The sequence below is a fragment of the Streptomyces nigrescens genome (assembly GCF_027626975.1).
Lineage (GTDB): Bacteria > Actinomycetota > Actinomycetes > Streptomycetales > Streptomycetaceae > Streptomyces > Streptomyces nigrescens.
In genome coordinates, this window is record NZ_CP114203.1 from 4,264,482 (window position 1) to 4,281,305 (window position 16,824).

23 protein-coding genes are annotated in these 16,824 nt (G+C 71.0%); 9 read left to right on the forward strand and 14 right to left on the reverse strand.

The features are described 5' to 3' along the window. Positions 1 to 31 precede the first annotated feature (31 nt). The 3 genes from STRNI_RS19010 to rpmG are packed head-to-tail and all read right to left on the reverse strand — an operon-like array spanning position 32 to position 1,604. Positions 32 to 1,180 carry a CobW family GTP-binding protein gene (locus STRNI_RS19010; protein ID WP_159486952.1) on the reverse strand — a complete coding sequence of 383 codons (1,149 nt, stop codon included), beginning with the start codon at positions 1,178 to 1,180 and terminating at the stop codon, positions 32 to 34. Then, positions 1,180 to 1,434 (reverse strand): type B 50S ribosomal protein L31, encoded by a 255-nt coding sequence (locus tag STRNI_RS19015; protein WP_018090078.1) that lies wholly within the window; start codon positions 1,432 to 1,434, stop codon positions 1,180 to 1,182. Before STRNI_RS19015 ends, STRNI_RS19010 begins: the two co-directional genes overlap by 1 nt. 5 nt (positions 1,435 to 1,439) lie before the next feature. Further along, positions 1,440 to 1,604 carry a 50S ribosomal protein L33 gene (gene rpmG, locus STRNI_RS19020; protein WP_006604069.1) on the reverse strand — a complete coding sequence of 55 codons (165 nt, stop codon included), beginning with the start codon at positions 1,602 to 1,604 and terminating at the stop codon, positions 1,440 to 1,442. Between the two features lie 73 nt (positions 1,605 to 1,677). Here rpmG and rpmB point away from each other — a divergent pair, with 73 nt between their 5' ends. From rpmB to tatA, 3 genes are all read left to right on the forward strand, one after another. Continuing rightward, the gene (gene rpmB, locus STRNI_RS19025) at positions 1,678 to 1,914 is read left to right on the forward strand and encodes a 50S ribosomal protein L28 (RefSeq protein ID WP_018090077.1); all 237 of its coding nucleotides are present in this window, start codon (positions 1,678 to 1,680) and stop codon (positions 1,912 to 1,914) included. Next, positions 1,914 to 2,219, forward strand: coding sequence for a 30S ribosomal protein S14 (gene rpsN / locus STRNI_RS19030; protein WP_159486954.1), 306 nt, complete (start codon positions 1,914 to 1,916; stop codon positions 2,217 to 2,219). Before rpmB ends, rpsN begins: the two co-directional genes overlap by 1 nt. Before the next feature lie 105 nt (positions 2,220 to 2,324). Beyond that, positions 2,325 to 2,522 carry a Sec-independent protein translocase subunit TatA gene (gene tatA / locus STRNI_RS19035; RefSeq protein WP_159486956.1) on the forward strand — a complete coding sequence of 66 codons (198 nt, stop codon included), beginning with the start codon at positions 2,325 to 2,327 and terminating at the stop codon, positions 2,520 to 2,522. Between the two features lie 18 nt (positions 2,523 to 2,540). Here tatA and STRNI_RS19040 read toward each other — a convergent pair whose 3' ends face one another. The 9 genes from STRNI_RS19040 to STRNI_RS19080 form a co-directional block, all read right to left on the reverse strand. Then, on the reverse strand, positions 2,541 to 3,386 hold the full coding sequence (locus tag STRNI_RS19040; protein WP_159486958.1) for a nitrilase-related carbon-nitrogen hydrolase: 846 nt from the start codon (positions 3,384 to 3,386) through the stop codon (positions 2,541 to 2,543). A gap of 172 nt (positions 3,387 to 3,558) precedes the next feature. Next, positions 3,559 to 3,789, reverse strand: a complete 231-nt coding sequence (locus tag STRNI_RS19045) for a hypothetical protein (RefSeq protein ID WP_109891660.1) — start codon at positions 3,787 to 3,789, stop codon at positions 3,559 to 3,561. After that, positions 3,786 to 4,418 (reverse strand): chaplin, encoded by a 633-nt coding sequence (locus STRNI_RS19050; RefSeq protein ID WP_277411650.1) that lies wholly within the window; start codon positions 4,416 to 4,418, stop codon positions 3,786 to 3,788. Before STRNI_RS19050 ends, STRNI_RS19045 begins: the two co-directional genes overlap by 4 nt. Positions 4,419 to 4,564: 146 nt before the next feature. Continuing rightward, positions 4,565 to 4,948 (reverse strand): rodlin, encoded by a 384-nt coding sequence (locus tag STRNI_RS19055; protein WP_018090071.1) that lies wholly within the window; start codon positions 4,946 to 4,948, stop codon positions 4,565 to 4,567. A gap of 480 nt (positions 4,949 to 5,428) precedes the next feature. Continuing rightward, the gene (locus STRNI_RS19060) at positions 5,429 to 5,815 is read right to left on the reverse strand and encodes a rodlin (protein ID WP_018090070.1); all 387 of its coding nucleotides are present in this window, start codon (positions 5,813 to 5,815) and stop codon (positions 5,429 to 5,431) included. Positions 5,816 to 6,102: 287 nt separating this feature from the next. Beyond that, positions 6,103 to 6,390 (reverse strand): hypothetical protein, encoded by a 288-nt coding sequence (locus STRNI_RS19065; protein ID WP_026169720.1) that lies wholly within the window; start codon positions 6,388 to 6,390, stop codon positions 6,103 to 6,105. A gap of 284 nt (positions 6,391 to 6,674) precedes the next feature. Further along, complete coding sequence (locus tag STRNI_RS19070) at positions 6,675 to 6,908, reverse strand: chaplin (RefSeq protein ID WP_026169719.1); 234 nt, start codon at positions 6,906 to 6,908, stop codon at positions 6,675 to 6,677. A gap of 361 nt (positions 6,909 to 7,269) precedes the next feature. Then, the gene (locus STRNI_RS19075; RefSeq protein WP_159486962.1) at positions 7,270 to 7,656 is read right to left on the reverse strand and encodes a rodlin; all 387 of its coding nucleotides are present in this window, start codon (positions 7,654 to 7,656) and stop codon (positions 7,270 to 7,272) included. 243 nt (positions 7,657 to 7,899) lie between these two features. Continuing rightward, positions 7,900 to 8,145, reverse strand: a complete 246-nt coding sequence (locus STRNI_RS19080; protein WP_026169718.1) for a chaplin — start codon at positions 8,143 to 8,145, stop codon at positions 7,900 to 7,902. Positions 8,146 to 8,371: 226 nt separating this feature from the next. Here STRNI_RS19080 and STRNI_RS19085 point away from each other — a divergent pair, with 226 nt between their 5' ends. From STRNI_RS19085 to STRNI_RS19100, 4 genes are all read left to right on the forward strand, one after another. Next, positions 8,372 to 8,806, forward strand: coding sequence for a DNA glycosylase AlkZ-like family protein (locus STRNI_RS19085; RefSeq protein WP_277411651.1), 435 nt, complete (start codon positions 8,372 to 8,374; stop codon positions 8,804 to 8,806). Continuing rightward, positions 8,743 to 8,955, forward strand: a complete 213-nt coding sequence (locus tag STRNI_RS19090; RefSeq protein ID WP_465270486.1) for a DNA glycosylase AlkZ-like family protein — start codon at positions 8,743 to 8,745, stop codon at positions 8,953 to 8,955. Before STRNI_RS19085 ends, STRNI_RS19090 begins: the two co-directional genes overlap by 64 nt. Before the next feature lie 160 nt (positions 8,956 to 9,115). Then, entirely contained in the window at positions 9,116 to 10,792 is a 1,677-nt protein-coding gene (locus tag STRNI_RS19095) for a bifunctional 3'-5' exonuclease/DNA polymerase (RefSeq protein WP_266440412.1), read from the forward strand. 124 nt (positions 10,793 to 10,916) lie between these two features. Next, entirely contained in the window at positions 10,917 to 11,957 is a 1,041-nt protein-coding gene (locus STRNI_RS19100) for an alpha/beta hydrolase (RefSeq protein WP_277411653.1), read from the forward strand. A gap of 236 nt (positions 11,958 to 12,193) precedes the next feature. Here STRNI_RS19100 and STRNI_RS19105 read toward each other — a convergent pair whose 3' ends face one another. Beyond that, complete coding sequence (locus STRNI_RS19105; protein WP_266440417.1) at positions 12,194 to 12,934, reverse strand: TetR/AcrR family transcriptional regulator; 741 nt, start codon at positions 12,932 to 12,934, stop codon at positions 12,194 to 12,196. A 129-nt stretch (positions 12,935 to 13,063) separates the two neighbouring features. Between STRNI_RS19105 and STRNI_RS19110 the strand changes: the two genes are divergently transcribed. Both STRNI_RS19110 and STRNI_RS19115 read left to right on the forward strand, forming a co-directional pair. Beyond that, positions 13,064 to 13,762 carry a spheroidene monooxygenase gene (locus STRNI_RS19110; protein WP_266440419.1) on the forward strand — a complete coding sequence of 233 codons (699 nt, stop codon included), beginning with the start codon at positions 13,064 to 13,066 and terminating at the stop codon, positions 13,760 to 13,762. A 720-nt stretch (positions 13,763 to 14,482) separates the two neighbouring features. Continuing rightward, positions 14,483 to 14,935 (forward strand): RidA family protein, encoded by a 453-nt coding sequence (locus STRNI_RS19115; protein ID WP_159486972.1) that lies wholly within the window; start codon positions 14,483 to 14,485, stop codon positions 14,933 to 14,935. Between the two features lie 292 nt (positions 14,936 to 15,227). On the opposite strand, the gene STRNI_RS19120 is transcribed toward STRNI_RS19115, so the two are convergent. Then, on the reverse strand, positions 15,228 to 16,544 hold the full coding sequence (locus STRNI_RS19120; protein WP_277411654.1) for an acyltransferase family protein: 1,317 nt from the start codon (positions 16,542 to 16,544) through the stop codon (positions 15,228 to 15,230). Between the last annotated feature and the right edge of the window lie 280 nt (positions 16,545 to 16,824).

A 16,824-nucleotide genomic window follows, 5' to 3' on the forward strand; every position in this document is an offset into this window, starting at 1 on the left:
GCCGGTTCCGTGCGTACGGACGCGGCCCGTCTTACGAAACGGGGTCGAGGAGGGCGTCGAAGGCGGGCGGCAGGCTCTTCCAGGCCGGCGGGCCGCCCGCGTACTCGGCGTCGGTGAGCAGACAGGAGTCCAGCAGGGACCGCAGGCCCTCGCGGTCCAGGCCCGGCGAGGTGAAGACCAGATGCTGGGTGCGGTCCCCGTTCTCGGGGTGCCAGTCCAGCGCGGCGGCGGCCCGGCGCATCGGCGGCACCATCTCCCAGGCGGCGTCCGGCAGCGAGGCCAGCCACGGCCCGGCGTTCTCCACACACAGCGCACCGCCGGCCGCGTCCCAGGACAGCAGGGTGTCCGGACGGTCGGCCAGCCAGAAGCGGCCCCGGCTGCGCGCGGCCGCACAGGTCAGGTCCTCCAGCGCGGCGTAGAGCCGCTCGGGGTGGAAGGGCCGGCTGTGCCGCCAGACGAGCGTGGAGACGCCCTCCGCTTCGGCCTCCTGCGGCAGCAGCGCACAGGCCGGGTGCTGGCGGTCCGCGGCCGCGGCCACGTCGAAGCCGGCCGTCGCGGCGGCCGCCAACTCCTCCGATTCCACCGGGACCTGGTGCGCCATCGGGTGCAGCTGGCCGAGCAGCGCCAGGTCGGCCGGCTCCGCCGGCTCCTCCCCCGTCGCGATCGCCAGCACCGGCGCGTACTCCAGCTGCCGGGCCCAGGTGTCGGCGACCGTGCGCTGGTCGGAGGCCGCGGCGGCGAGGCCCGCCTCCGCGAGGTCGTCGCCGCAGCCGAGGTACGGCAGCAGCAGCGCGGGGTCGACGGCGGTGAGCACACCGGTCAGCGCGAGGTTCTCGCTGCCGCAGGCGGTGACCACCTCGGCCATCGCCTTGGGCTCGACCGAGTCCCACAGTTCGACGATCGCCAGCCGGCAGGTCCGGCCGGCGGCCAGCCGCTCCAGCTCGGGCACCAGATCCTCGCGCAGCGCACAGCAGGCGCAGTCGTTGACCAGCGGCGCTTCCCCGGTGTCGAGCGTGCCGCCCGCGTCACGGACGGTGCGCCGCACCGTGCCGTCGGTCGCCGAGGCGAGGTCGTGATGGAGGGCGACGCTGCCGGGGACGGTCCGCAGCAGCCGCTCGACGGCGGCCCGCCGCGCGTCCGTGTGCAGGCCGCCCACCAGCACGACGTTGAGCCGCTCCATCAGCGGGTCCCGCGCGCGCCGTAGCGGCGCTCGAACCGCTCGACGCGGCCCGCGGTGTCCAGCACCCGGGCGGTGCCCGTGTAGAAGGGGTGGCTCGCCGAGGAGATCTCGACGTCGATGACGGGATAGGTGTTCCCGTCCTCCCACTCCACCGTCTTCTCGCTGGTGGCGGTCGAGCGGGTCAGGAAGGCGAAGTCGGCGGCCCGGTCGCGGAAGACGACCGGCCCGTAGGCGGGGTGGATTCCAGGCTTCACGGTGCTCAGCGCTCCTCTCGGAAAGCGACGTGCCGGCCGGCCACCGGGTCGTACTTGCGCAGTTCCAGGCGGTCGGGGTCGTTACGGCGGTTCTTGCGGGTCACGTAGGTGTAGCCGGTGCCGGCGGTGGACCGGAGCTTGACGACCGGGCGTAGTTCGTTGCGGGCCATGCGGTTAGTATACGGAAATGGTTTCCATTTTCAATAGGCCCTCACCGGGGCCGACGACCGAAGGGATCACCCTGTGTCCGCCCACTGCCAGCTGACCGGCCGCACGCCGGGCTTCGGCAAGTCCGTCTCCCACTCACACCGCCGCACCCCGCGCCGCTTCGACCCCAACATCCAGCGCAAGCGCTACTGGCTGGAGAGCGAGGGCCGGCACATCCGGCTCACGCTGAGCGCCAAGGGCATCAAGACCGTGGACACGATCGGGATCGAGGCGGCCGTCGCCCGCATCCGCGCACGAGGAGGAAAGGTCTGATGGCCAAGCAGAGCAAGATCGCCAAGAACGAGAAGCGCCGCGCGACGGTCGCCCGCTACGCGGCCCGGCGCGCCGTCCTCAAGACCCTGATCCGCAGCCCGCACACACCGGAGGAGGAGCGCACCGCCGCCCGGCGCGAGCTGTCCCGCCAGCCGCGGGACGCCAGCGCCACCCGGGTGCGCAACCGCGACAGCGTCGACGGGCGCCCGCGCGGCTACTTCCGCACCTTCGGCCTGTCCCGCGTACGGCTGCGCGAACAGGCCCACGCGGGCTATCTGCCGGGCGTCCGCAAGTCCAGCTGGTAGCCGCACCGCCGGCCGTCCGGCCCGGGCACCCCCTGGACCGGACGGCCGGACCCTTCGGGTAATACTGGACAGAACGTCCGGTCCCCCGACGAAAGCGAGCGCACCATGCTCCGCAACGCGTTCGAGCCCTGGCACCTGATCCTGATCCTCGCGGTGCTGGTACTGCTCTTCGGCTCGAAGAAGCTGCCCGACATGGCGCGCGGCCTGGGCCGCTCGATGCGCATCCTCAAAGCCGAGGCGCGGGCCGTCAAGGACGACGAGCCGGCCGAGGAGCCCCGCCGGGAGTCCGCAGCCCACCACTGACGCCGGGGCACCGGGCCCTCAGTGGTCGCCGCCCTCGTCGATCAGCCGCCGCACCTCGCGGTCGATCAGCCCCAGCCGGGCCTCGGCGACCAGCGGCACCGCACGGCGCTGCCGCCGCGCCTCGGCGAGATCGATCTCCACGGCGACCAGCGCGGGCTCCCACTTGGGCGCCTGCGCCACCACGGCACCGCGCGGGTCCACCACCCGCGAGCCGCCCCAGAACGCCGCCCCGTGTTCATTGCCCACCCGGTTCACGAAGACCACCCAGCACTGCAGCATCTTCGCCGTATAGGACAGCAGGGTGTCCCAGTACAGGCCGGTGTCCATCGCCTCCGGGTCCAGGCTCGCCGCGCTGTTGGTCGGGATGAACAGCACCTCGGCGCCGTCCTGCACCGCCAGCCACGGCAGCGCCGGCTGCCAGGCGTCATTGCACACCAGCGTGGCCCCCCGGCCGCCGCTCCTGGCCCGCTTCAGCTCGTAGGCCCGCAGCGACTGCCCCGGGCTGACGTGCTTACGCTCCTCCCAGGCCAGGTAGTTGGGGAGATACAGCTTGCGGTGCGCATGCACCAGCTCACCGCCCGAGTAGTGCGCCGCGGTGTTGTACGCCCGCAGACTGGTGTGCTCGTGGAAGCCGACCAGCACATCCGGGCCGTGGATGCTGAGCTCCAGCAGCCGGGGATCGTTCCCCTCCAGGGACTTGTCGCGCTTGAGGGCGCCCAAGTGATAGCCGTGCAGGCTCAGTTCGGGGAACACCACGACATCCACGCCCTGCGCCGCCGCCTGCTCGATCTGCTCGCGGGCGATGACGAGGTTCTCCTCGACGTCACCCAGCACACAGTCGGTCTGCGCCAGCGCAATGAGCATGTCCCCACCTCATCGACTCATCACTTTTGCGGCTTTCACCCCAATTTTGCCAGAGCCTGGAGACAGCGGCACGGCCCGGCGGAGCTAACGGTTCCGCCCCGTTTCAAACACCCGGAAGACCGGTCCCCACCAATGAGCGAAAGAACGATCCTTCCCGTGCCGGACACGGGTTTCACCCGTTGATCCGCACGATCCGCCGTACACCCCGCAGGGCCGCTTCCAGCCGCAGCTCAGCCCGGCGGCAGCGGTACGACGGTCCGCGGTCGAGTCGTCCGGCGATGCCGACGGCCGGCTCGACCGGGCGGCTCCGGCCGAGCGGCCCGCCGGACCCGCTCGGCCGGACGACCGGCCCCCGGTAGCTCCAGGGGCCGCCCGGCCGCCCGTGCGCGGCCCGTCCGCTCATCGGCGCCGGGTATGCGCCCGGCGCAGCAGCAGCGCCCCGCCCACCAGCAGCCCGCCGCCCACCGCGGCCACCGCGGCCAGCTCGTCCGCCCCGGTGGCCGCCAGCAGCGCGGAGCCCGCCGAGGCCCCGGCCCGTGCCACCGCATCCACCCGCGCCTCCTCTGCGGGCCGCGGGGCGGGCGGCCTGGGGGCGGTGTGCTCCACCGGCGCCGTGACCGGGCGCCCGTCCCGTTCCGGGGCCGCCCGCCGCTCCGGGGCCGGTCGCCGCTCCGGCTGCGCGCGCTGCTCCGGCTCCGGGGCCGTCCAGCGCACCCCCGGGGCATGCTTCGCCCCGGGAGGCAGCCGGTCCGCCGGGGGACGCTGCGCCGGCGGCGGTTGCCGGAAGGCCGGCGCTCCGTTCCCGCACGACGCCCCCATGGCCGGGTTGAGCGCCGCGCCCCCGTCGACCGAGTTGCCACAGGCGTTGACCGGGGTGTCCACGGTCACCTGGATGCTGTTCCCGGACAGCACTCCGGGAGAGTTCGTCGCGCTCCCCCCGGCACCGGCATCCGCGTACGCCGCACTGCCGCTCGCACCGAGCACGCCCGACGCCGCCGCCACGAACACGCACGCCTTCAGGCTCTGTCGCATCTGTCATCCCTCATCTGCAGTCGAGGCGTACGGACCGCCGCCCGCACCCCTCCCCCGTGCTGCTCGCACGGCCGGGCGGCCGGCAGCGCATACGCGGCGCCGACCGCCCGGGGCACAAGCGGTGGAACGGCCGAGGCCGTTGGTCGTCAGTGGTTGGCAACCCCGTTGCCGGACAGCACCGCGATGTCGTCCAGGATGTGCGACAGCGCCTCGTCGCCCTTCGCCTGGCTGGAGTTCTCGACGCACTGCTGGTTCTGCGGCGACGACAGCACGTTGATGTCCTGGGCGACCGCCGCGATGTTGACCTTCGGAAGGCCCAGGCAGAGGTCGTTCAGGGAGCCCTGCACGAGCCCGAGCTGGGTGCTCAGATTGCCGTGCGTGGTGGAGTTGCCGTAAATCGACTTGGAGCCATTGCCGTTGACCGTGGACGTGCCGTGATCGTTGCCGATCGCCATGGCCTGCGGCGCGGCCGCCGCGGTCATTCCCACGAGCGACGCCGCAATCGCCGCGCCCGCCATCATCTTCTTCATCGCGCAAACCCTTCAGGAGAAGGAACTCCCGGCACGGGAGCCCTGTTTGAATAACCCGTCGCAGCCGCACGAGTTCCGCATCATCACCCGAACAGATGGCGATGCATTTCCCGAAAGATGTCCTGCGCTTCAACGGGCCTCATATCCTCCGCGCGAGCCTCCCCCCTGGACTCTCCGGACGGACGGTATGACAAAGGGCCTACATCGCCGGTAAACGGCTCAGCAGGCCCTGTCCTGTGTTTCCGGCCGGCGTGCCAATGCCCCGGCAACCCCATCAATCACACAAGGGCATTGGCACGCTTCCCTCCACACATCATTCTTAACGATCCGGCGCACCGCGTATCGGTCACAGGCGAATAACAAATCGCTTACCGGAGGCCGCGGTTTCCGCACCAATCCCGGCTTCGCCGGGCGAAGGCAGCAAAAACCCGGGCCGCCCAGAAGAAGGAGGACTGGGCAGCCCGGGCCTTACTCAGCCGCTCAGCGGTTGCCGGCGCCGTTGGCGGAGAGCAGCGCGATGTCGTCCAGGATGTGCGACAGCGGCTCGTCGCCCTTGGCCTGGGTCGAGTTCTCGGTGCACTGCTGGTTCTGCGGCGACGACAGCACGTTGATGTCCTGGAGGCCCGCCAAGCCGTTGATCTTGGGCAGGGCGAGGCACGGCTTGTTGAGAGAGCCCTGGATCAAGCCGATCTGTGGGCTCATGTAGCCGTACGTGGTGGAGTTGCCGTAAATCTGCCGGGCACCGTTGCCATTGACGGTGGAGGTGCCCTGGTCGTTACCGGTGGCCATCGCCTGCGGGGCGGCAGCGACGGCAATGCCGACAATGGACACAGCCGCAGCCGCGGTCGCCAGCGTCTTCTTGATCATTGCTAGTCCTTCGTGTTTCGGGTTGCCCTTGGGACGGACAAGCTGCCCAACTCGAAAGAATTGAGTTGGGTTGTGCTGATTCACTCCAATGAGCTTTCCCCTGATCAGTCGTACCGAGCAGGGGAAGCGCCTCGGAGATACGGGCGGGAGTCATTCGGTGGGCCACCGCACCCCGCCCGGGGATTTCGGCCGGGTCTGTGAAGCATTCGGCAGCTGCGGTATCGCCGGAAACGATGAACTGCGAATATCCACGCCGCGGCCGGCGGGCGGGCCCGCGCGCCCGGGAATTACTTACCGAGCGGCAGACCACCGAGCAGCGGCTTCTTGGTGGCTCCGGCGACGCTCCCGAGAAGATTCTTCGCGCTGGTCGACTTGACCTTGTCCTTCGTGGTCTTGACCATTTTGACCAGCGGTGCGATCTGGTGGCCGTCCAGCTGCTTGCTGTGCAGCGCGTCCGTCAGAGCGCCGTTGAGGCTCATGGTCGGAGCGCCGGGCTGGGCGGCGAAAGCGGGCACGGCCGCACCCAGCGCCATGACGGAACCAACAGCAACTGCGGCAGACTTCGCGTACTTCACTTTCAACTGTCCCTTCTCGGGCGGTGCTTGAAGGTCCCGCGGCACAAGTGCCGCGTGAGCACTCACTTCGCTGCTCGGATCACCGCATTCCCCCTGACTAACGAGTGCCACCGCACGGAGAAACTCTGAAGTTCCACCTTCTTGACAACGCCATCCTAAAGATGCGGGCCTTTGCGATTACGGCGGTCGATTGCGGCGGCCGAGGCCGAACACCGACCGGCCCCGGTGCGCAGCGTCCGCGCACCGGGGCCGGATCAAATGTCACGGCTCGAATTCTCTTCGAGTCAGTGGTTCAGGCAGGTGTTGCCGAACGCCGGGTTCAGCAGGGCGACGATGTTGATGGTGTTGCCGCACAGGTTGATCGGAATGTGGATCGGAACCTGGATGGCGTTTCCGGAGAGAACACCAGGGGAGTTCTTGGCACCGCCCGCGGCACCCGCGTCGGCGAACGCCGGCGCAGCCGAGCCCACCGCCATGAGGGTTCCGGCAGTGACTGCTGCGACCTTTGCGTACTTCACTTTCAGCCCTTCCTGCAGCGGGTCCGTAGCGAACACGACCGTCGTGTCGCTCGGGCGCTGATCTGCTCGCCCGTAACGCCGCTGCCGATATTGGTAACGATTTCTCCTCGTGGACGAAACTCTTCCCGAGAAGTTTTCGGAGGAATCGCCCAAATGATGCAAGACCGTTTCAGGAGATTGCCACCGCGCATACGACGCGGAAAAAACACCGGAGTTCGAACGTACGAGGTATCCGCCGAATACGAATTCCTACCGAACGAGCCGCGAAAATCTTCGGCTTCACGGTTCGTAGGGGGGTGTCGCGGGCCCGGACCGCTCAGGAAGAGAGAGCCTGCGGCCGGGCCTGCGACCGATGGCCGGTTCAGCGGTTGCCGACACCGTTGGCGGAGAGCACCGCGATGTCGTCCAGGATGTGCGACAGCGGCTCGTCGCCCTTGGCCTGGCTCGAGTTCTCGACGCACTGCTGGTTCTGCGGCGACGACAGGATGTTGATGTCCTGGGCGAACGCCGCGAGGTTGACCTTGGGCAGGGCCAGGCACAGCTTGTTCAGCGAGCCCTGAATCAGCTCCAGCTGCGGGCTCATGCTGCCGCGGGTGGTGGAGTTACCGAACGCCGACGTGGCGCCGTTGCCGTTGACCGTGGAGGTGCCCTTGTCGTTGCCGGTAGCCATCGCCTGGGGTGCGGCCGCCGCCGAAATGCCGACGACGGACGCGGCTACAGCCGTCGTGGCGAGGACCTTCTTGATCACGATTTACCCTTCTCGAAGCGGAGTGCCCGTATCCGGAGCGCCCTGGTCAACTCCCTTCTGGGGGTGCGGTTTCGCCGTTTCACCCGAATGCCACGAAACCATAGATACATATCACTGCGGCGGGACAACATTGCGGCCCGCAGCGCGCTTTGCGCGGCAAAGGCCGGTACGAATTCTTCGTACCGGCCTTTGCCGCGGAGCGGGCCGACCGAATGCGGCCGGGGCTCAAGAGCTATACGTTCATCAGACGTTGAGGCAGGTGTTGCCGAACGCCGGGTTCAGCAGGGCGATGAAGTTGAGGGTGTTGCCACAGACGTTGACCGGCACATCGACCGGGACCTGGATGAGGTTGCCGGAGACAACGCCGGGGGAGTTCTGGGCAACTCCCGCCGCGCCGGCGCCGCCATGCGCACTGGCCACTCCGGCTCCGCCCACAACGGCGAAACCCGCGGCAGCAGACAGGACGGCGGCCTTGGAAACAAACTTCACGGTGAACCTCTTCACTGAGCAGCAAGCAGAAATCTGTACGCGCCGCTTAGAGCGACAAGCTGCTCAACTCACCAGCCAGGGCAGAAGTAGCGGTTCATTCGGGTGAATGCGTGGGCCGATGAGCCCGGCGGCGGCCATTGGCGAAAGGGATATACATATTGGCAGCTGACAGCCAACCCGCCTTAGGTCAGAGCGGATTGTCAGCGACGTCGTGCGCAATGGCCCCATGAAGGTGACCCATGCGCAGGTGGCGCCCTGGCGGTTGCGGCAGCAGAGTCTTGTGCCGCGGACGGACGCCCCGGTCGAGGAGCTCGTCGCGCGGCTGGCGGGGGTGCAGGCCCAGGTCGGCTCCGCCGCCGAACTCACGCTCGCGGTACGGCAGAAGACGCCGCGGGCCGGGGCCGTGCCGTCGGCGCTCGCCGCGCGTGCGCTGGTCAGGACCTGGGCGATGCGGGGCACGCTGCATCTGCTGCCGGCCGAGGGGATGGCGGCGTATCTGGCGCTGCTGGGAGCGGCGCGCACATGGGAAAAGCCCTCCTGGCAGCGGGCGTTGGGACACATGGGCCGGCGACGCCCGCCGCGTTCGACGCCTGGCTGCTGCGCGGGGCGACCCGTAAGGCCGTGCTGCGCGGCTGGTTCGCGGCGCTCGGCGACCGGCTGACGGAGGTCGAGGTCGAGGGGGTGGGCGGGGCGTTCGTGCGCAGCGAGGACGCCGCGGCGCCGGCGCGGACCGAGCCGTCGCGGGAGGTGCGGCTGCTGGGCGGTTTCGATCAGTACGTCCTCGGGCCCGGCACCGCCGACACCGGCTGATCGCGGCCGGCCGGCGTACGGCGGTGAGCCGGACCGGGGGCTGGATCTCGCCGGTGGTGGTACATGAAGGCCGGGTGGGCGGGGTGTGGGAGTTCACCGAGGTCCGTGTCGTCCGTGCTGGTCAGGGCGATTGTCAGACCCTGGTGCAAGACTCAAGGGCATGAGATGGGCGGTGGTGGAGACGGGCGACGGGGGTGCTCGTCTCTGCCCGCTCGCCCAGGACGGGCGGCCCGCCGGGCCGGTGGTGCAGGAGCCTTCGCTGGCGGCGGCGGTGCGCTCCCGGCCCGAGGTCGAGCGGTGGGTGTGGCGGTCCACCGCGGAGATCTACCGGCGGCTGCAGGCGGCGGGGGTGCGGGTCGAGCGCTGCTATGACGTGGAGGCCGCGGAGGCGCTGCTGATCGGCCATGAGGAGGGCCAGTCGGGCCAGCCGCGTTCGCTGGCCGCCGCCTGGGCGCGGCTGCACGGCCTGCCCGTCCCCGAGGACGCGCCCGTCCGTACGGCCGAGACCCAGCCGTCGCTGTTCGAGCCGGGTCCGGTGCCGCTGCCGCCCGGCACGGACGAGCTGACGGCACTGCTGGAGGTCTACGCCGGCCAGGTGGCGCGCGCCGAGAAGGCCGAACACCCGGACCGGATGCGGCTGCTGCTGGCCTCGGAGTCCGCGGGCATGCTGGTCGCCACGGAGATGGGGCGGGCCGGGGTGCCCTGGCGGGCGGATGTGCACCGCGCGCTGCTCGACGGGCTGCTGGGCGGGCGCTATCCGGGCGGGCTGGAGCCGCGCCGGATGGCGGAGCTGGCCGATGAGGTGTCCCGGGCCTTCGGGACGGGTGCGCGGGTGCGCCCGGATCTGCCGAACGACATCATCAAGGCCTTCGCCCGCGCCGGGATTTCCCTCACCTCGACCCGCAAATGGGAGCTGCAGCAGATCGACCATCCGGCGGTGGCGCCGCTGCTGGAGTACAAGAAGCTCTACCGTCTGCACACCGCCCATGGGTGGTCCTGGCTGCAGCAGTGGGTGCACGACGGCCGCTTCCGCCCCGAGTACCTGCCCGGTGGCACGGTCTCCGGGCGCTGGACCGCCAACGGCGGCGGCGCACTGCAGATCCCCAAGGTGATCCGGCAGGCCGTGCGCGCCGATCCGGGGTGGCGCCTGGTGGTCGCCGACGCCGATCAGATGGAGCCGCGGGTGCTGGCGGCCGTCTCCCGTGACCGGGGGCTGATGGAGGTGGCCGGCAGCGGCGAGGATCTGTACGCGGACCTGGCGGCCCGTGCCTTCGGCGGGGACCGCGCCCAGGCCAAGCTCGGTCTGCTGGGCGCCATTTACGGGCAGACGTCCGGCGACGCCCTCAAGCACATGGCCGATCTGCGCCGCCGCTATCCGGCCGCGGTGGCGTATGTGGACGAGGCGGCGCGTGCGGGCGAGGAGGGCCGGCTGGTGCGCACGTGGATGGGCCGCACCTGCCCGCCCGCGTCCGTGGTGCCGCCCGACGAGGCGGGCCTGCCCCAGGAAGAGCCCGCAGCGTACGGCGGCAGCTCGGCGGCCGCCCGTGCCCGCGGCCGGTTCACCCGCAACTTCGTCGTCCAGGGCAGCGCCGCCGACTGGGCGTTGCTGATGCTGGCCGCGCTGCGTCACTCGCTGTGGGCGGGGGGACTCCGCGCCGAGCTGGTGTTCTTCCAGCACGACGAGGTGATCGTGCACTGCCCCGCGCAGGAGGCGGCGGCGGTCTCCGAGGCGATCACGGCGGCGGCCGATACGGCGGGGCGGATCGCTTTCGGGCAGACGCCGGTCCGTTTCCCGTTCACCACGGCGGTGGTGGAGTGCTATGCGGAGGCGAAGTGAGGGCGGGGCGGGTGCCGGGCGGCGTGGCGCGAAAAACCCCCGCGACAGCGGCGGTGCGGGCGTGCAGAGTGAAGATCGTGAGCAGAAGGCGTAGTACGTCCGTCCCGAACGAGGAGTGCCCCGTATGAGCGTCCCGCCCGAGATGCAGCTCCGGTCCGCGATGCAGGTGCATCCCGAACTCGTCCCGGCCTACGAGTCGTTGCCGCCGTCCTCCGATCCGTACGCGGACATCGAGGCCGCCCGCGAGGGGGTCCACAAGATGCTGGCCGCGTTTCCGGCCGACCGTACGGGCGTGAGCAGCGAGCGGTTCGAGATCCCGCGGGCGGACGGCAGTGCGCTGACGGTCGAGGTCTACCGCCCGGAGGGCTCGGCGGACACCGGTACGGGACAGGACGCGCGGGGAGCCGCCCCCGAGGGGGCCGGACGCGCCCTGCCTGCCGTGCTGCACTTCCACGGTGGCGGGTTCGCCCTCGGCCGGTCGCTGCCGGGGCAAGACCGCGCGGCGATCGCGCTCTGCCGTGAGCTGCCCGCCGTCGTCCTCACCGTCGAATACCGCCTCGCCCCGGAACACCGCTATCCGGCCGGGGTGGAGGACTGCTACCGCGCCCTGGAGTGGGCGGCGGAGCGAGCCGCCGACCTGGGGATCGATCCCGCGCGGATCGCCCTCACCGGCAGGTCGGCGGGTGGTGGGCTCAGCGCCGCGGTCGCCCTGATGGCCCGGGACCGCGGCGGCCCGGCGATCGTCCACCAGTCGCTGTACGTCCCGGATGTGGACGACCGGGTCGGGGCGGACGAGGCGGCGTCGGATGCCGAGGAGGACGTGGAGACGCGGGTGACCACCGCGCGGGACATCCAGAGGGCGTGGCGGCACTATCTGCCGGAGGGGACGGCCGAGGCGGAGGCGTATGCCGCGGCGGCCCGCGCCACCGACCTGTCGGGGCTGCCGCCGGCCTATGTGCTGGTCTGCGATCTCGATCCGCTGCGCGACGCGGGGCTGGCGTATGCCCGACGGCTGATGGACGCGGGGGTGCCGGTCACGATCCGCAATGTGCCCGGTGCCTGGCACGGCTTCGAGCTGTTCGCGCCGGACACCCGGGTGGCGAAGGAGATGACGGCGCACTGGACGGGGCAGTTGAGGGAGGCGCTGTATCCGGTGGGGGGATGACGGTGGCGGGCTGATGGTGGCGGGATGACGGGGCCGGGCTGACGGGGCCGGGCTGACGGGGGCTGACCGTGGCGGGCTGACTCTTGAGGCTGACCGTGGTGGGCTGAGCCGGGCCGGGTGCCGGCCGTCCCGCCCGGGGCGCCGAGACTCCGTGCGTGCCGCCCGGGGCGTCGGGGCTCCGTCCGCGCCGCCCAGGGCGCCGGGCCCCGTCCGTCCCGCCCCGGGGGCGCCGGCTCTCAGTCCGTGCCGCCCGCAGCGCCGGAGGGGGACGCTCCGCTCGGGCCCGGGGCGTCCGGGGTCCCGGCGCTCGTGGCGTCCGGCATCTCGGCGTTCGGACCCTCGGCTTTCGGACCCTCGGCTTTCGGACCCTCGGCGTTCGGGCCCTCGACAGTGGAGATCAGGCCACGGGTGATCCGCGTCATCGTGGCGACCAGCAACTCGCGTGGCTGATCGGGGCGGTCCAGCCACCACAGGGCGAGCCCGTACAGCGCGCTGCGGATCGCCTCGCCGAGGGGCTCCAGCTCGGCCTCGGGGAGACCGGGCACGAACTCGCGGAGCAGCGCCATGTCCGTCTCGCGCTGCCGGCGCTGCAGCTCACGGTGGAAGGCCTGCACCTGAGCGTCCCCGGTGGTGTCCCGGAACATCATCCGCCAGGTGTACGGGTGGCTCTCCACATACCCGAACCAGGCGTCGTACATCGCCGTCATCCGTGTGTCCAGATCGCCCTCGCCGTGCAGGAGTTCGCGGACCGGGGCGGCGGCCAGCTCGTCGCGGTGCCGCTCCAGCAGGGCGAGGTGCAGCTCCTGCTTGGAGTCGAAGTGACGGTAGAGCATCGGCTTGCTCAGGCCCGCCTCGGCGGCGATCTCCCCGATGGTCGTGCCCGCGAAGCCGCGCTCGGCGAACAGCCGGGCCGCGACCTCCTCGATACGGGTCCTGGCCTCGGCGCGCGCGGCGCGGCTCCGGTCGATCTCGCTCATCTCGTCCCTCCCTGCGATCTGGCTCATTCCAGTGGTGAATTCGGCTCGCCATGGCCGTGCGATTGAAGGATACTGGGTCGTGTACCGCTTGGTATACGCAGTAGTAAGTTCGAGATGCGGGGGCTCATCGTGATCGTTTCCGTACACATCGCCGACATCGGCGTCCGCGCGGTGCGCGCCGTGCTCCGCGAGCGCCCACGGCCGGGCGAGACCCCCGGCCTCCGGTATGCCGAGACCACGCTCACCGGCGCCATCGCGGCCGGACCGCCCAAGGTGCGCCCCGGCCGCGCCGCGCTGCTCGCCTCGTGGGACGACGATGCCGCGCTCGACCGCTTTCTCGCCGAGGACCCGCTGCCGCAGCGGCTGGCCGGTGGCTGGCATGTACGGCTGCGGCCGCTCCGCTTCTCCGGCTCATGGGGTCCGATGCCGGTCGAGATCGGCCCCGGCGCCGCGGAGGACGAGGAGGACGGGCCGGTCGCGGTCCTCACCCTCGGGCAGCTGCGGTTGCGCCGCGCCCTGCCGTTCCTGCGTGCCAACTCCCGGGCCGCCGGCCGGGCCGCCGCCGATCCCGCGATGGCCGCTTCGGTCGCCCTGGCCAGGCCGCCCCGCTTCGTCGGCACCTTCTCCCTGTGGCAGAGCGCGTCGGCGATGCGCCGCTACGCCTACGGATCCGCACAGCCCGAGCACAAGGAGGTGGTCAGGGAGCACCAGGCGAAGCCGTTCCACCACGAGGCCGGGTTCCTGCGGTGCCGGCCGTACGGCGCCCAGGGCACGCTGGACGGCCAGGAGCCGGTGGCGGCGGCTGCCCTGGCCCCGCGCATACCCTGAGCCGCGCCGCGGTCCGCACGGGTCCCACGGGGGTGGGCCTGTGCGGCCCGCGTGCCCGTCTGCCCGCGTGCCCTTGACCCGCGACGCCTGCCCTTGACCCGCGCCGCGGGCCCGCGACCGCCCCGGCCGTGCAGAGCGGGGCAGGACAAGACAGGGCGGTGCCATCACGGCTGTGCCATGCCGTCCCGGCCGTGAAGGGCAGGGCAGCGCCACCCACAGCCATGCCCTTCCCGTCCGTGCCACGTCCTCCCGTCCGCGCCATACCGTCCCGGCCGTGCCGTGCCCTCCCGGCCGTGCTGTGCCATGCCCGCCCCGCAGCCCCTGGCGATCCGTCCGCTACGCCCTAAACTCACCGAGAGGTGCCAGCGCCGAGCGACGGTCGGCGTCGGCAGTCGGCAGTCGGCAGTCGGCAGTCGGCAGGGTGAGTCTCCGCGTCGGAAGGGCCGCGAGGGGACCGGGCCCGTGCGGGTGCTCGTTCGCTCCGGTGCGGGGCTTCCGCAGGAGGAGCGGGACGCGCTTCAATCCCTGGACGGGCGGGAAGAGTTGGCGGCGGAGGGAGTCGGCCGGATGAGTGCCGGGACCGGAACGAGCGCTGGATCGGAGCGGCCTGCCGAGCACGGCGCGGACGCAGGCGCGGACGCAGGCGCGGACGCGGACGCAGGCGCGCACACAGGCACAAGCGCGGAGCCGGACGCGGAGGCAACGGCAGAAGCGAAGGCAATGGCAGGCGCGGAAGCAGAGCCAGGCGCGAAGACAAAGGCAGGCGCGGGCGGTGGTGGGCTGGAGCGTGTCAATCCGGCGCATCTCGCGCCGCCGACCGGATTCAGTCATGCGGTGCGCGCCGCCCCGGGCACCCTGGTGTTTCTCGCGGGACAGACCGCTCTCGACGGCTCGGGCCGGATCGTCGGCGACGGCATCGTCGAGCAGTTCGAGCGGGCGCTGACGAATCTCCTGGACGTCGCGGCGGCGTCCGGCGCCGGTCCGTCCGACCTCGCCAAGCTCACCGTCTTCGCCGTCGATGTCGCGGACTACCGCCTGCATGCCCGCGAGATCGGCCGGGTGTGGAAGCGCCTGGCCGGCAGCGACTATCCGGCGATGGCCGTGATCGGTGCCACCCGCCTGTGGGACGAGACCGCGCTGGTCGAGATCGAAGGCATCGCCGTCGTCCGCTAGCGAAGGGGATTTCGGTGGTTCCCGGGTTCCGGCCGCGACGGCAGTTCCGGCAGTTCCAGCAGTTCGGCAGTTCGGCGGTCCCGGACGCACCAGCAGTTCCAGCCGCGCCGGCAGTCCCGGCCACGCCGGCCGCGTCGGCCTCGCCGGCCACGTCGGCCACCCCTCCGCACACACCAGGGGCGCCCGCCCCGCCGGTCTCCCGGCGGGGCGGGCGCCCCTGGTGCTGTTCCGGACGTACGCCCCGTCCTGTACGCGCTGCCGCGTCACCCCGTTCGGTGCGGAGGGCGGCCGCTCAGTTGCGGCTGCGCGCCATCCCCACCGGGTCCTTCTTGAACGCCCAGGTCATCTTGGGCTCCATCGCCCAGCGGAAGGCCCGCTGCACGGGCGGTGTGCACAACACCGTGACCACGGTGCCCGCGATCAGGGTCAGCAGGACCGCACCCCACGGCGTGTGCATCCACGGGTTGTCGTACCAGTCCCAGAAGCGCGACCCCTTGGCGAGGAAGCCGTGCAGCAGATAGCCGTAGAGGGTGCCCGCGCCCAGCGCCGTGCACCACATCGTGCGGCCCGGAATCCAGGCGAAGAAGCAGGCCACCAGCACGAGGGAACAGCCGAACATCGCCAGCGTCATCACCGCACCGCTCCACCACGGAGCGGCGAGCTCCTGTGCGGCGTCACGGTGGTAGAACCAGGCGGCGTTCATCCGCGGTGCCGCCCAGTAGGCGAAGACCAGCGCGGCTGCGAAGACCGGTACGGCCAGGATCCGCGCCTTCTTGCGGCGTACGAGCTTGAAGTGCTCCGGCCGCAGTGACAGCCCGATCACGAAGAACGGCAGGAACTGCAGCACCCGTTGGAGGTCCATGTCGTCGCCGATGTCCGGGGACAGCGACGCGAGGACGGCGATGGACAGCGCCAGGGGGACCGGCCAGCGCACGATCTTCCACAGCGGCGTGGTCAGCCGCCAGACGAACAGTGCCAGCAGGAACCACGTCAGATACCAGGGGTCCGTCAGGCTTATCGGGTAACCCGGATCGTCGTCCGCCCACTTCTTGAAGAGCGTGTAGGCGACTTCGAAGAGGATGTACGGGACGGCGACTCCGGTAATCAGCCGCTGCAGCCGGTCCTTGCGCATATCGAAACTGCGCGAGAAATAACCGGAGATGATGATGAACGCCGGCATGTGGAAGGCGTAGACGGTGATGTAGAGCGCCGCCGCGGAGCGGCTGCCGTCGCGCAGCGGCTCCCAGGAGTGCCCCATCGCCACCAGCACGATGGCCAGGTACTTCGCGTTGTCGAAGAAGGCATCGCGCGGCTTCGCCTTGGCATCGGCCTTGGCGTCGGTCTTGGCATCAGCCTTGGCGCCGGTCTTCGCACGGTCCTTGCCCCGGCCCTTGGCATGGCTTCTGGGCCCGGTGTGCGTGTGCGCACCGCCGGCCGTCGCCGCACCGGGCGCGGCCGCCGTCTCCGGTGCCAGCGTGGCCGTCGCCGTGGCCCCGCCGGTCTGCGGCGGCGCCGGTGTGTGCGTCCGGCTCAGCGTGTCGTGCGACATCTGCCGTGGCGGGGGAAGCGGCACCCGCCGTTCACCGTACGCCGGAAATTCGTTGTTCAAGGAGCCTCCCGAAAGGATCCCAGGGGAGGAGCTGGACGCTGGCCCGCGCCGGGCCGCAAATCGGAACCCAAAAGCCAAATCCTGCGTCTTAGTTCTTTTACGGGGAGTGTGGCGGCGTCGAACATCTCAGGCACCTTAGCCCCGCGGCGGGAATCACGTAAATCCCCGCCGGTCGCGGCCACACACGGCGCATCCGCCCTCCACAGCTCCTTCACGCACCGCGGGCGGCAGGGCGGGCCGCGGTGCGGCCCGGCACCCCGGGAGATCTGGACAATGCTGC

Bases quoted from the DNA above. Each gene is read 5' to 3' on its own strand.
- STRNI_RS19085 (WP_277411651.1), top strand. From the start codon at position 8,372: ATGAAGGTGACCCATGCGCAGGTGGCGCCCTGGCGGTTGCGGCAGCAG.
- tatA (WP_159486956.1), top strand. From the start codon at position 2,325: ATGCTCCGCAACGCGTTCGAGCCCTGGCACCTGATCCTGATCCTCGCG.
- rpsN (WP_159486954.1), top strand. From the start codon at position 1,914: ATGGCCAAGCAGAGCAAGATCGCCAAGAACGAGAAGCGCCGCGCGACG.
- STRNI_RS19100 (WP_277411653.1), top strand. From the start codon at position 10,917: ATGAGCGTCCCGCCCGAGATGCAGCTCCGGTCCGCGATGCAGGTGCAT.
- STRNI_RS19095 (WP_266440412.1), top strand. From the start codon at position 9,116: ATGAGATGGGCGGTGGTGGAGACGGGCGACGGGGGTGCTCGTCTCTGC.
- STRNI_RS19040 (WP_159486958.1), bottom strand. From the start codon at position 3,386: ATGCTCATTGCGCTGGCGCAGACCGACTGTGTGCTGGGTGACGTCGAG.
- STRNI_RS19105 (WP_266440417.1), bottom strand. From the start codon at position 12,934: ATGAGCGAGATCGACCGGAGCCGCGCCGCGCGCGCCGAGGCCAGGACC.
- STRNI_RS19050 (WP_277411650.1), bottom strand. From the start codon at position 4,418: ATGCGACAGAGCCTGAAGGCGTGCGTGTTCGTGGCGGCGGCGTCGGGC.
- STRNI_RS19060 (WP_018090070.1), bottom strand. From the start codon at position 5,815: ATGATCAAGAAGACGCTGGCGACCGCGGCTGCGGCTGTGTCCATTGTC.
- STRNI_RS19010 (WP_159486952.1), bottom strand. From the start codon at position 1,180: ATGGAGCGGCTCAACGTCGTGCTGGTGGGCGGCCTGCACACGGACGCG.
- STRNI_RS19115 (WP_159486972.1), top strand. From the start codon at position 14,483: ATGGCAGGCGCGGAAGCAGAGCCAGGCGCGAAGACAAAGGCAGGCGCG.
- STRNI_RS19055 (WP_018090071.1), bottom strand. From the start codon at position 4,948: ATGAAGAAGATGATGGCGGGCGCGGCGATTGCGGCGTCGCTCGTGGGA.
- rpmG (WP_006604069.1), bottom strand. From the start codon at position 1,604: ATGGCCCGCAACGAACTACGCCCGGTCGTCAAGCTCCGGTCCACCGCC.
- STRNI_RS19045 (WP_109891660.1), bottom strand. From the start codon at position 3,789: ATGAGCGGACGGGCCGCGCACGGGCGGCCGGGCGGCCCCTGGAGCTAC.